This is a genomic window from Methylobacter svalbardensis, from assembly GCF_037671525.1.
Classification (GTDB): domain Bacteria; phylum Pseudomonadota; class Gammaproteobacteria; order Methylococcales; family Methylomonadaceae; genus Methylobacter_A; species Methylobacter_A svalbardensis.
Genome location: NZ_JAWPOH010000037.1, coordinates 24786 through 38356 on the forward strand (window position 1 = coordinate 24786; position 13571 = coordinate 38356).

6 protein-coding genes and 2 pseudogenes are annotated in these 13571 nt (G+C 54.0%); all 8 read right to left on the reverse strand.

What is annotated here, in order from left to right:
• Positions 1-40: 40 nt before the first annotated feature.
• Positions 41-874, reverse strand: a complete 834-nt coding sequence (locus tag RW114_RS13775) for a DJ-1/PfpI family protein (RefSeq protein WP_340123332.1) — start codon at positions 872-874, stop codon at positions 41-43.
• A 79-nt stretch (positions 875-953) separates the two neighbouring features.
• Entirely contained in the window at positions 954-3314 is a 2361-nt protein-coding gene (locus RW114_RS13780) for a TonB-dependent siderophore receptor (RefSeq protein ID WP_340123333.1), read from the reverse strand.
• Between the two features lie 107 nt (positions 3315-3421).
• A complete protein-coding gene (locus tag RW114_RS13785) occupies positions 3422-4393 on the reverse strand; it encodes a FecR family protein (protein WP_340123334.1) in 972 nt (323 codons plus the stop codon).
• Positions 4394-4476: 83 nt separating this feature from the next.
• On the reverse strand, positions 4477-4740 hold the full coding sequence (locus tag RW114_RS13790) for an RNA polymerase sigma factor (RefSeq protein WP_340123339.1): 264 nt from the start codon (positions 4738-4740) through the stop codon (positions 4477-4479).
• An 86-nt stretch (positions 4741-4826) separates the two neighbouring features.
• Positions 4827-4988: pseudogene (locus RW114_RS13795) on the reverse strand (RNA polymerase subunit sigma-24); the annotation flags it as partial.
• A gap of 574 nt (positions 4989-5562) precedes the next feature.
• Positions 5563-6993, reverse strand: coding sequence for an efflux transporter outer membrane subunit (locus RW114_RS13800; protein ID WP_340123335.1), 1431 nt, complete (start codon positions 6991-6993; stop codon positions 5563-5565).
• A complete protein-coding gene (locus RW114_RS13805) occupies positions 6983-12892 on the reverse strand; it encodes an amino acid adenylation domain-containing protein (protein ID WP_340123336.1) in 5910 nt (1969 codons plus the stop codon). The genes RW114_RS13800 and RW114_RS13805 overlap by 11 nt, the downstream gene beginning before the upstream one ends.
• 244 nt (positions 12893-13136) lie before the next feature.
• Positions 13137-13442 (reverse strand): annotated as a pseudogene (locus tag RW114_RS13810) (FcoT family thioesterase); the annotation flags it as partial.
• Positions 13443-13571: the final 129 nt, after the last annotated feature.

Below are 13571 nucleotides of genomic sequence, written 5' to 3' on the forward strand. Positions count from 1 at the left end.
GCGGAGGTGTAAATTCCGAACCATACAGGTGATTAAAACATTAAATTGCCAGCCTGAAATTCTCGACCAGGGGCGCAAATATGCCTTTAAGATTATCTCTAACGAATGGATCGGCTTTTTCAGGTGAACCCGAATCATAAGGCGGAGCCGGATCATACTCTGCCTCAAGCTGAATCGTTTGGGCATACGTTTTTCCGCGCAGTGCAGCAACAACTTCTAAGCCGAAATCAATACCTGCGGTTACGCCGCCCCCGGTAATCAAGTTGCCGTCCCAGACCACTCGCTGTTTTACGGGTATGGCACCGAATTCCTGTAATAGTTGCAACGTAGTCCAATGCGAAGTGGCTTTTTTGCCTTTTAACAGGCCTGCCTTACCGAGTAATAAACTGCCCGTACATACACTGGTGATATATTTGGAATCAGCCGCTTTAGTTTTAATGAAGTCAATAAACGGCTTATTTTTCATTGCTTCCAGTGTCCCGGTTGCACCGCCGGGAACAAATAAAACATCCAGTTTATCCGGACATTCGCTCCGCCTATGCGTCGGAACAATTGAAAAGCCACCGCACTCCACTGGAGTCAAGTCGTCGGTAGGAGAAATCAAACACACTTCGGCACCCATCATGGCGTTAAATAAAAACTGCGGGTTAATCAAATCCGGCGCATAAAATCCAGGGTATAAAAGCATCGCAATTTTTTCATTCCCAACCATTTTTACGCCCGGGGCGTCCATCATAGCTTTATGCCCCTTCAAGGAAGCCGCCTTGGCCAGGTTTTTCCTCTGTTCATCGCTTTCGGCTGCTTTTATGGTATTTCCCAAGGGGGCCAGGAAAGAAGCAAATAATGCTAACTTGGTAAATTGTCGTCGGTCCATAAAATATTCCCAATGATAACTGTGGTATTAATGCGAGTCCCGATGACTAAAGGGTAGCCATCAGGAATTACAAAAAACGTCAAAAGGTCACTGATCCGCTGAAATAGACTGTTGTTCCTTGAGCAGGCGTCACGCGAGTGTCGAAGTAATTCAACCGTTGAAAATAGTCGTTGTCAGTCAGATTCTTGATCGAGACGCCAAGTTTGTAAGCTTTTTTTCTATAGGCGATGTCTGCATCTACCGTGTAAAAGCTGTCGTTTTGGTAAAGATTGTCTTTGGCCAAATAGGTGCTTGATTGCGCATAGATTCCTGAGCCTACACTCCATCCTTCCAGCATCGGATCATGAAAAGCATAATTGGCCCAGAAACGGCCGGAATGTTTCGGAACGCCCGGTAAATGGTTCCCATCAGGCACCCCTGCTAAAGCATCGGTGAATTCGGCCTCGGTAAAGGCATAATTTCCTAACAGACTCAAACTATCGTTAATTTGCCAGGTCATATCCGTCTCAATACCCGTCGAACGCTGCTGCCCTTTTGTTACCGACCGGAATTGAGCATCGGTAAAATCCGTGACTCTGACGTTTTTCCGATCAATTTGATAAACCGCAACTTGTCCTGTCAGCTGCTCGGCAATATCAAACTTTACGCCGGCCTCGATCTGATTGGAGAGTTCAGGCTTGGGCGTCGAAGCATAATTGGCTCCGCCCTGACCGCGCATGCCTTCGCTATAGTCGACAAACAGCGAAAACTCATCCGTTATGTCAATAAGCCCGCCGACGTTGGGCAGAAAACGCCCCTCATCGGAATTGAATTTTGCCCCGGAAGCCGTATTTATAAAATCGGTAGTCACATTGCCTCTGCGCACGCTGGCTAGCAGGTGGAGGCGATCATACAGCGTACTTTGCAGCTGAATATAGCCGCCATAATTAGTATTTCTGGTAAATTGAGTTTGTTGACGCGCGCCTGGACGACTGTAAGGAACCGAAAAGGTCGGATCGGCCAAGTTGACAAAGGCGGGAAGAAATTTGAAATCCATGAAGCCGTCGTCATCCAGCTCGCTAAAATCGGCACCCAGTAACGCTGTATTCTTGGTCGGGCCCAGATCGAATTTAGCCGTAGCATAAGTTTGAACACTCTTTTCTTCCTGTTCTTGAGCCAGTTCGCTATTGGCCAAACCCCATGTTGAAGGAGAAATCAGCGGTTGATCGGCCCCAAAGCTAAAGCCTTTGCCGACCAGATTTTGCGCGAAGGCATCCTGTTTGGAATGTGAATACCGGCCCTTGGCGGTAAACGACCAGATATCGTTCAACTGGTGATCCAGCGTAGCCCAGACGCCGTAAAATTCTGAATTGCTTTTTTCGATATCCTGCGGGCCCAGGAACGATTCGGGCCGGATCCTGAAATCGCCCGCAACGGTGCCGGTCGCCGGCAACCCTTGGTAATCCTGCTGCTCCCATCTCGAAAACTTGCCTTGCAACGTGAACTTGGTGTCATCGTTGTTAGTGAAGGTCAAGGTAGGATTGAGATTGAACCGGTCCGTGTCGAGCACGTCGATATTGCTGTTATGCGTCGTGTATTCACCCGTGAAACGAAACAGGATGTTGTCGTTGAAAGGCTGGTTCAAGTCCACGAACGGCTGGGCAAAGTCATACAGCCCGGCTTTAACCCCTATCTCATAAAACGCCTCTTTTTGCGGCAGCTTGGAAACCAGGTTGATCATCCCGCCCACCGGGGAGCCGTTGCCGCCGCTGTAGAGTACCGCGTTGGCGCCTTTCAACACTTCAATCCGCTCGATATTGACCATGCTGCCCTGGTCTCCGGAATTTAAATATTGGTTGAAGCCGTCGATAAACTGCCGCGCCGCAAACCCGCGAATCAGGGTCGGCTCAAAATTGGGCGTGCTGGACGAAAGGCGCGGAACCACGCCGCTCACGTTGCGTAAACTTTCTTCCACGGTAATGTTTTGCTGGTCATCTATTACCGCGCGCGGTATGACCTGGATGGACATCGGGGTTTCCTTAATAGGTGTGTCGGTCTTGGTTGCAGAAGAAGCTTTGGTAACTGTGTAAGCCCTTGGATCATCCTCTGGCTTCCCGATGACCGTCATTGGCTTTAACGTAGCGGGGCTTGTGCTTTCGGCGGGTTTAACCGTCACCGTGCCGTTTTCGGCGACGCTGTGAACAAGGCCGCTATCGGCAAGCAATTTATCCGCCGCTTCGGCAGTGGTGTAGTCGCCGCTCAACCGTGGACTGTGCTTGCCCGCCGCCGTCTGTTCGGCATAAAGCATCGGTGCGCCGGATTGTGCGGCGAGCGTTTGCAGCGCCGAGCCCAGCGCTTGCGCGGGGATGTCGAAGTGATGTTTTTGTTGTTGCTCTGCGTAGGCCGTGCCTGCCATAGTTGCCAAAATAGCTGCGGTAAGCCGTTTCATCTTTAATGTCATTTATCCGTTGCTCCCTTGTTATGTATGTTCATAAGGAATAGACGCATGACTTTAAAAAAATCGTCAGGAATTTGAATTTATTTTTGTGAGATTTTTTGTGCGGCGTTTTATCTGTAAATGGATACCGCCGATTTCAGCACGATTTCATGTTCGCCGACATGATCGATGCTAACCGGCAGGATGGCTGTGATCGCATTAAGCGTGTCGCCCAGTTCGGCGGTATGAAATGTGCCGCTAACCAGCAACTTGCCCAAAGTTTCATTCTGCAAGCGGATGCGGGTGTCGTGGTAACGGCCTACTTCGGCGAGTACGTCGTCGAGGGGACGGTTGCGAAACACCAGATTGCCTTGCCGCCAGGCGGTGAGCCCTGCGACATCCTGACCTTGCAGTGCCTGGAATTCACCACTGTCGTTAAAGGCCAGTTGTTGCCCTGCAGTCAGTTCACGCTTTTTGAGGGCTTGCACTTCTACTATGCCTTCCTGTACGGCAACGATGACTTGTTCAGGTTTGATATAGACCTCGAACGCGGTGCCGATGTCGCGGATGCGTCCGCTGCCGGCGCGTACTTCAAACAGGCGTTCGGCATCGTGGGCCACGGTAAAAAAAACTTCGCCTTTGATCATTTCGACGTTACGGCGCCAATGATTGAAATGGACGCGCACTTCGCTTTCGGTATTGAGTTCAATACTGGAACCGTCGGCCAAGGTGATGGTTTGACGGTCGCCTTTTTCGGCAACATAGGTTTGCGGGAAACCTAACCAGCCGTTCGGCGAAAAGGTGGCTAAGCCCAGAACCAGCAATAATGAGGCGGCAGTACTGTATATAAACAAGCGGCGAGGCGACTTGCCTCGGTAGAGTAATGCCGCATCCCGTGCGGGAAAACTCATGGCTTTGAACGGTTCCATCCATTCCCATTGCGCCTGCACCGTTTCATAGGCCTGACGGTGGCTGGCGCTTTCTTCCAGCCAGCTATTGAAAGCATAGCGCTCTGTCTCAGTGCAATTTTCCGAACGGATGCGCAGCAGCCAATCAACAGCCTGTGTTTGCAATAGCTCGGAGAATGGCGAGGTTGTTTTCACGCTGATTTATAGCCTTGTCGGTTTTGTTAAGTCGGTTCATTTTAACGTAATCATACTATAGACGTTCGACGCCTCAATTATCGTCACAATTTACTAAGACGCACACCGATATGTTGCATGGCATGTTTTACATAGCGCTCGGAAGAACTCACGGAAATGCCAAGGCGCACGGCGATTTCGGCATGCGAACAACCCTCGATGCGGTACAAAACAAAGGCATGCCGGTGCAGCTCAGGCAATTCATCCAGCCATTCGCTAAACCGCTCAAGTGCTTCGTATGCCTCCGAATGGCGCTCAGGAGAAAAATGGTCGTTCGCCAGATTGTCAATGTCTGCTTCCGGCTCAATATAACGCTCGCGGGTTTTTCGCCGACGCGATGGCGATCCACAGCCATATTGGACGCGGTTGTGAACAGAAAGGCGCGCGGATTAAGGATGGTTTCAGGATTGGGGACTTGCGACAGGCGCAAAAACGATTCCTGCATGATGTCGTCAACATTCTGCTCTCTGGGCCAGCGCCCACGAATAAAGGCGCTGACTTCATGGGCATGTTTCAGGAAGAGGTTGTGCAGGAATCTGTGTTTGGGTTCGGACATCGGATGCGCAAAACAGGATTAAAAAGGAGTGACTTCATAATACTAAAGCAATATCTGTGCCTAGTTTTGTTGTTATAAATATCAATAACTTGAGAATTATGCTGAAAAAGATTGCGTCATATGCCCGTAGCCGAATAAGGCATATGACATAGTTTTTTGATTTAGGCTCGGAGATTGTCTGGCTGATTTAACGCTGTTTGTTATTGTTCACCTTTTTTACAGGAGCGGTATAAATCCATAGAATAATGGTATGGCCTGATTAGCGGCCAACGGATGACACCTGTCACATAAAGCGTCAATAGCACCCGGCCTGAGATTACAATACTACGCTGCCCGATAAAGCCGAAATCTAACGTATACAGCCATTCCACGAGGATGTCGCCGGCAGTACGCTTACCCCGCTCCCGCGCATGGATAATATTTCTGCTGTATTGGTCGATCCAAAGATATCGGGCTTTTCGCCTCAGGTCTTGATGGCCTCGCTGTGGTAAGCGGCCCCGGTGCTGTTTTCCAAGAAATTTTCCTGACGGAAAGCCAGAATCTGACGAGGATCATGCCGATTGTATCCATTTGCTCATGATATCTTCCGTGCGATTTCCAGCGGCGTAGCGTTCGCGCCGCCTCCCAGCGCCTTGTAAAAGGCGATCAGATTCGTGGAAGCCTCCGCTTCGGAGCGGGCCAGCTCGATTTCGGCGGCATACAGAGCGCGTTGGGCGTCTAGCACGTCAAGAAAGGAGATGATGCCTTCCCCATAGCGCAGTTGGGAAAGCCGCACGGATTCGCGCTGATCTTCCACCGATCGGCCCAATATCTGCCGTCGCACTTCCTCCTTCAGGTAACGGGTCAGCGCGGTTTCTGTCTCGCGAAGCGCTTCGAGCACCGCCTTTTCGTAAGCAAGATACGCTTCCTTCTGATTGGCTTTAGCCAGGTCGATCCCGGCTTGGATGCGGCCGAAGTTCAGCAGGGGCTGCATGAGGTTGGCAGCGGTGCTGTAGGAGAAGGCTGCTGACTTGAACAGGCTTTCGATGTCGGTGTTGCGCAGCCCCAAAAAGGCCGACAGTGATATTTTCGGAAACAGTTCCGCAATGGCCGCGCCGTGAATGGCGGTAGCGGCCGCGAGCCGGCGTTCGGCGATGAGCAGGTCGGGGCGATAGCGGATCGTCGCTGCAGGCGACGCCAGTAACTCCCGTCCCGGTGCCGTAGGTACGGCGCCCTGCTCCGCCAAATAGGCTGCCAGCGTACCGGGTTGCCGACCTATCAGCACTTCCAGTTGCCGCAACACGGCAATCACCCCAGCCTCAAGAGTGGGAATCTGCGCCTCTGTATTCTCTGCCTGAGCCCGCGCCCTCACTACGTCATGCCGCGTACCGACGCCTTCATTGAATAATCTCTCGGTCAGCGCCAGTGTGTGTTGTTGAGTTTGCAGATTCGTGCGGGTGATCCGCAGCTGGTTCTGCAGGTTGCGGTATTCCACGTAAGAGCGCGCCAGTTCGGCCGTGAGTGTCACCAGCGCCTGTGCGTGCTTTTCCTCCGCCGCTTCCAGATCAGCGCTTGCGGCCTCCAGCCGTCGCTGCAGGCGCCCGAACAAATCGACTTCCCACAGGGCGTCGAAACCCAGTTCGAACAAATTGAAGCGGACACCGCGCGCATAGATGGGAGAAAGGTTTTGGTGACGCTGGCCGCCCGCCGTTATATCAATCTGCGGAAAAAGCTCCGCCCGGATCGAACGGCGATCGGCGCGAGCCTGATCGATGCGCGTCAGCGCTATCTTGAGGTCCAGGTTGCCGGTCAGCGCCTGTTCCATCAGTCGATCCAGCCGCGAATCGCCGAAGTTCTTCCACCAGGTCTTCAGTTTCTCCGGGGTTACGGGTTTCAGAACCGAGCCGGCGTCCTTTTCGGCCTGCCAGTGAACCGGGACGACGGGCACCGATTTCCGGTAATCGGGTCCCATAGTACATCCGGCCAGTCCGCACAGCAGCCATAAACATCCGGCCTTAAGCTCCATAGTAGTATCCTTCCTGAAGTTCCGGGCCTAAATGGTATCCGAGCTTCAGTTCTTTCAGCCATCTCGAGCAATGAGGCTCGGTAACGACGGAAAAATGTCCGCCACCTGCATGGACGACCCTGACATCGTCGTAGTAATCGTCCCAGCAGTGCGGCTCCAGCCAGCTCTCACTCTCCTCGGCGATGATCAGCGTCAGCCGGTGCGGTAATTTACCGTGTGGATAGCGGTAATCGGCGGCTAGCGATGTCTCGACCACATTCCATAAATCCAGGAAATAGTCGGGGGCGATGCCCATCGCCGTGTACAGCAGTTTCGCCAATTCGGTTTTCCAGGCCGGATAAGGATTGTCCTCCAAAATGGCTGCGATGAACGCCTCCTGGCTGGACGAATCGATGCCGGCATTCTCAAGAATCATCCTGCAGAAGGACATTACCGAGGGTTTGTCAATTTGCTTCGGCCAGCTGGCAACGCCGCTATCTATCAACACCACGTCTTCGACCCGAATCTCGGTGTCTTGCAACTGCTTGAGCATTTCGTAAACCACGGTTCCGCCGTAGCTGTGGGCATAGAGCTTGATCGCACCGCGCCGTTTGATGTCTCTGATCAGCGCGGTGTTGTGAGCGGCCATTTCCTCCACCGATCCAGCCGGTATGCTTCCGGCGTAACCCTTCATTTGTAAGCCATACACTGGGCCGCAATCGCCGATGTGGACCGCCATTTGATGGTAACCGTCGCTTAATCCCGGCATGCCCGGAATGATGAAGGTCGGAATGTTGTCGTGCAGACTGGCGACATAGGGCGAACCGACCGGTTTGCTGCCGGCGTCGCCGATACGGGCGGCAAGTTCCCGCAAAGTCGGATATTGGATGATGTCGACGATGCCGATTGACGAGGACGGCAGTTGTTGGTTGATTTGATGTACCAACTGGATTGATAGCAGAGAATAACCGCCGATGTCGAAAAAGTTGTCGTTGAGCCCGACGCGTTCCAGGTCGAGCACGTGTTCCCAGATGTGAGCCAATTGCCGTTCGACCGGGGTTTGCGGTGCGGCATAGTGCTCGCCAGCGTCGAATTCCACCTGTGTCTGTTCCAGCCGCTTGCGGTCGATCTTGCCGTTGCTGGTTAGCGGTAGGGTTTCCAGACGGAAGCATCCGGCCGGCACCATATAATCGGGCAGGCAACGGCGCAATGGCTCGCGCAGCGCCTCGGCATCGATACCCGCCGCATCGGCCGTGTAATAGGCCACCAGCCGTTCGCCACCGGAGTGGTGCCTTGTGACTATCGCGACGGCGCTTTTCACACCCGGCAAGGCGGTAAGCGCATTTTCGATCTCACCCAGCTCGACCCGGAAACCGCGAATTTTGACCTGATGATCGGTTCTGCCTACATAGGCGATATTGCCGTCCGGCAGCCAACGCGCCAAATCGCCGGTTTTGTATAACTTGCCGGGAGCGTACGGATTGTCGACAAACTTTTCGGCGGTCAAGTTTGGATTGTTCAGATAGCCCAGCGCCAGTCCTTCCCCGGCAATATGCAATTCGCCGGCAACGCCTATCGGCAGCAACTCAAGATGTTTGCCCAGCACATACAAGCGGGTATTGGCGATCGGTTTTCCTATGGTCAAGCGTTGCCCGGCGCCAATCTCGGCGATTGCGGCATTGACGGTATATTCAGTCGGGCCGTAGGCGTTGAATATTCTGACGCCGCGGTCTTGTACGGCTTGCAGCGTCGAATCCGGCAAGGCCTCACCGCCGAAGGAGATCAAGCGCAGATGGCTGAACATTAGTTGTTGCCGCTCCGGTTCCAGCGCATCGATCACGCCGTAGAACTGCGGCGAGAGATTGAGTATGGATACGCCGTTGTCGACGACGACCCGATAAAAATTTTCCACTTCGATATCGGCGTCTTCACGGATCACGATGCCGGCACCGGCCAGCAGGTAGGGAAAGATTTCCTCCACCGACATATCGAAGCTCAGCGAGGCAAATTGCAAGATTCTGTCTCGGTCGGTAATGCCATATTTTACGGTCATTGCATGGCAAAGATTTACCACAGACCGGTGGGCGATCAGCACGCCTTTCGGGTTTCCGGTGCTGCCGGACGTGTAGATCACATAGGCCGGATGCTGCGGGCCGACCTCGCTGTGCAGCTCGGCGGTATGGGGTATCCGGTCGGCCCAGGCAGGGTCATCCACGGCCAGGATCCGGCAACCGCAGTCAGTCGATAAGTCGGACAGATGCGGCTGCAAATGGGATTGGGTCAGTAAAAGGCTTACGCAGCCGTCAGTCAGCATATAGCGGATTCTATCCTCGCCATTGTGCGGATCGATGGGCAGGTAAGCTGCGCCGGCACCCAACACGCCTAGAACCGCAACGATCATGTCCGCCGATCTATCCATGCACACCGCGACCAACTGATCCGGCCCCATCCCTTGGGCTTGCAGATAGTTCGCCAGGCGCCGGCTGCGTTCCGCCAGGTCGCCATAGGAGATTTGCCTGCCGGCGAAAATCAAAGCCGTGTTGTCCGGCACCTGGGCTGCCCGGGCTTCGAACAGTTCGTGAATGCAGTACTGTTTCGGAAACTCGCTGGCGGTATCGTTGAAACCGTCTAACAACAGGCGCGTCTCTTGTTCCGGCAGGCAGTCGTATTCGTCGATGCGCCTGCCGGGATCTTCGGCGATTGCCGCTATCAGCGTTTCCAGATAGCTGAGATGGCGGCGGACCGTGGCGGTTTCGAACAAATTGCGCTGGTACTTCAGGTGCAGTTCTACCGTATCGCGGAAGTCGTAGACTTCCAGCATGTAGCTATCCATCGTTTCCTGATACACGTCATAGCACAGCTCGACGCCGCCCAGCCGCTCTTCTGCTCCGAGTATGCCGTCGAAGATGTTCTGGTAGGTAAACGACACCGAAAACGGCACTTCACTTGAATTGAACAACGTGAGTCCCAGCTCGGGCATTATCTTGGCAAACGGGTAATGGGCGTGATCAAGTCCCTCGGCGAGGTTTGCGCCGATCTGTTTCACCAGATGAAGAAAGGTATCGTCCGGGCGGATTTGGGTTCTGACGATCATCAGGTTGATGTAGCAGCCGATCGTATTTTCATGGCGCTGCATCGGCCTGCCGGCCACCGGCATATTTACGGCAATATCGTCTTCCGCGCTCAACCGATGAATCAGAATATTGAATACGCCAAGCAATAATGCCGACAGGTTTTGGTTCAGCATGGAACCGAGATATTTCAGTGCGGCCAGCGTGGCGCTGTTCAGCGTCAGCGTTTCGCAGCCCATACCCAGATCGGGCAAACCGGGTTGCGGCAGAGTATCGTAAGGCAGGCCGATGGTCGCCGGTACACCTGCCAGCCGATTTTTCCACCAGGCCAGGTCGTCTTCCGCCCGCGCGCTGCTCAGATAAGCGCGTTCCCAGGCGATGAAGTCGAAAAAGGCCGTGTCGGGAGTTTGTGCGGTAGGTGTACCGCCGGCGGCCAGGACATGGTATTTGTCCCAGAACTCGTTGGCAAACAACATGCCGGAAAACCCGTCGATAACGATGTGGTGTATGACGAAGAATACATAGTAGCGTTGGTCGTGCGGGCATTCTACGGTATATAGCCGTAGCGGCGGATCGGTTTCCAGATTGAACGGCTGCCGCAGCAATCGGCGCAGAAACGGTGCCGTCTGTTGGTTTTCGGGCAGGGTCAGATGCTCGATCACAAGGTTGTCGGCAGCCATTCCGACCGTTTGCACGATGTCGTCTCCGGCTGCGCTCTTTTTATATCGATAGCGGCAGCGCAGCAGCGGGCGCTCTTCCAGCACCGCAAGCAGGGCCAGACGCAGGCAGGCGGGATCTGCCGGGGCTTTGAGCCGGAAAATCAGCGGGACGTTGAAGCCCGTGGATTCGGGAAAGGTTTCCTGGATGTACCACAGGCCTTTCTGGGTTTCCGACAATGGTTGCGGCGCTGTCGGTACGCTCGCGGCCGTCTGCGGCGCTTCGGGCGCAACCTTATCCGGGCAAGGCGTTTGCCGTGCCAGCAACTCGAAAAAATCGCCGAAGTTTTTGGCGCCCATCGCCTGGGCAACCTTGACGGTCAAGCCCAGCCGTTCGTTCAACCGGTTGATGAATTGCACCACCTGGATCGAATCGAAGCCGTAATGCACAGGCGATAGCGAATGGTCGATTTCCGACAGGTCCATGCCGAACACCTCGGCGACCAGGCCGGCTAATGTTGCCTCGACATCGCCGCTCAACGCCGCGGCCGGCATGGCCTGAACTTTCGTCGAGTCAACCGGCGGCTGTATAAAAACTGCCTCGGCAGTTCCTTGTCCGCAATATTCCTCCAGCACGATATGAGAGTTGACGCCGCCGATCGCGTAACTGTTGAGCGCTAGCCGGCGTGGACCGGCGCCGTTTTGCCAGTGTGTGGATCGGTTTTGCAGGATCAGGGCATGGTCGATCGGCAATTCGCGATTGATTTCGCCGAGGCCGGCTATGCCCGGTATGGCTTGGTGCTCCAGCGCTTTGACGGCCTTGATCAGCGAGGCCATGCCCGATGCGACCTCCGGATGACCGATACTGGGCTTGACGCTGCTGACGAACCAATTTTTATCGGGAGTCGCGCTCAGCAGCCGATAAGCGTCGTTGATCGCGCTCAATTCCAGGGCGTCGGCCAGCGTATTGCCGATGCCATGAGCTTCTACATAATCTATCGTATCCGTGCTGATGCCGGCCTGTGCGATGCTGGTTGTTATGGCGTGCTTTAGCCCTTGCACGTTGGGTGCTTCCAGCGAATAACTGCGGCCGCCGTGATGCACCGCGCTGCTTTTGATGATCGCCAAAATCCGGTTGCCGTCTGTTATGGCACGCTCCAGCGGTTTGACGATAGCGACGCCCGCGCCTTCGCTTCGGACGAAACCGTCGGCTTCCTCGCCGAAACTGCGCGTCCGGTTACAGCCGCTCAGCAACTTATCGTAGAGACCGTGCTTTGCCGCGGACGCGAATTCGTCGGCGTCTATGAGGTTGACGGCACCTACGACGGCCTGTTCGCATTCGCCGGACCGGATACTTTGCACCGCACGATGCAGCGCGACGTGGACACTGGTGCAAAACGTGTTGATGACCTCGCTGGGGCCTCTCAAGTCGTATTGAAAGGATATCTGATTGGCAATGGGGACTCGATACGGCTGACCGCCGTCATCGCGGCAGCAAGGGCTGTCGGCGATCGCTTGGGCGGCGATGAAAACGCCGGTCATAGGCGCCGACAGCATCCGTTCGGTAATTTGGTAATCGTTCTGTACTTGTGAAATGAGCCGACTGAGCAGTTGCAATTGGCGATCGGCAGTGTCGATAGTTCCGGTATTTTCGGTCGGACCGCTTTCATCGATACGGCCGTATCCAAACGCGAGTGCCGGCGAGCATGGGTCCAGCTGTAGACATTCGCCAGCCATGGCTTTCTCCCATAGCGATTCCGCGTTTTCGGCGCCGGGAAATAGTCCGGCCAAACCGATAATGGCGATCGGTTGCGTCTGGGCAACGGATAGCGGATCGCTGCCGACGATCGGCGCAGTGATTGCAACGGCGTCCGCGGTTTCTTCGGGCAGAGTCTGATTTAACGGCAATATGTCGTCGATTAAATAATCGACCAGCAAATCCATCCTGGGATGGTCGAACAACAAAGTCGTGCGCAGCGAACAAGCCAGATTCGATTCCAGTTTGGCTTTGAATTCCACGGCTTGTAGAGAATCGGTGCCCAGTCCGATAAAGCTTTGATTAGGGGTTATGTCTTCCGGTCCATCCATCCCGAGAAAATTCGCCAATAACTCGCGAATATAGTCGTTCAGGATCGGCTTTCTTTGGGTCGGCGGGGCTAGTTGTAACGTGGTGATAATCGAACTGGAATACATAACGGTTGTTGATTTATTGTAGTGGAACTAAGGCGATGAAGGAGCATAGGAAAACGAGGCCGCGCAAGCGGACGAGCGAAGTGCGACGTCCCACCCGCGTAGCCGGAGGCCCGGATATTTTGTCGAAGTTGGAGCGCGAGCGAACGCGGACCGTCGCGCAGACAACAACCGTCGCCCATTTTCCGCTCCTGAAATCGGACGAACCCATTTCAGGTTTTGTGGAAAATAGGCGATGCTTCGGTCTTTATGGCGCCAGTACGGCGAGTGTCACTTCTCCTTTGCTTTTGCCGTTGCCGTCATCGTGAAAACGTCCATAGGTTTTGATGAACGTACAGGTTGAAGTCTTCTTGATGGCATTGATGCCATAGGTGCCGTAAAAACGTTTGGCGTTCAGTTGGCTTTGATAGCTTGAGCTGAGTTTTGCAATCAAGACATTCGGAAGCTGTTTCTCGAAAAACGTTTCCATGGTGTAATCCGATAATTCCGGTATCAGGCCGTTTTTAATGCAGTGCGCCATATGCACGTAACAAATCTGGTTGAAGCAGATATTGTACTGAAGTTTCCTAAAAAATCATCAAGCCACCATGCGTAGCAATACGGCCACCAACGAATTTTTCGAGGGGTTGCCGGGTTTGGGGCAAACCCTATCAAAATCCTCATTGAGAGCGGCTTCAGCTAT

Excerpts from the sequence above, each read along its gene's own strand:
- RW114_RS13775 (WP_340123332.1), bottom strand. The coding sequence starts at position 874 with ATGGACCGACGACAATTTACCAAGTTAGCATTATTTGCTTCTTTCCTG.
- RW114_RS13780 (WP_340123333.1), bottom strand. The coding sequence starts at position 3,314 with ATGACATTAAAGATGAAACGGCTTACCGCAGCTATTTTGGCAACTATG.
- RW114_RS13800 (WP_340123335.1), bottom strand. The coding sequence starts at position 6,993 with ATGGAGCTTAAGGCCGGATGTTTATGGCTGCTGTGCGGACTGGCCGGA.
- RW114_RS13805 (WP_340123336.1), bottom strand. The coding sequence starts at position 12,892 with ATGTATTCCAGTTCGATTATCACCACGTTACAACTAGCCCCGCCGACC.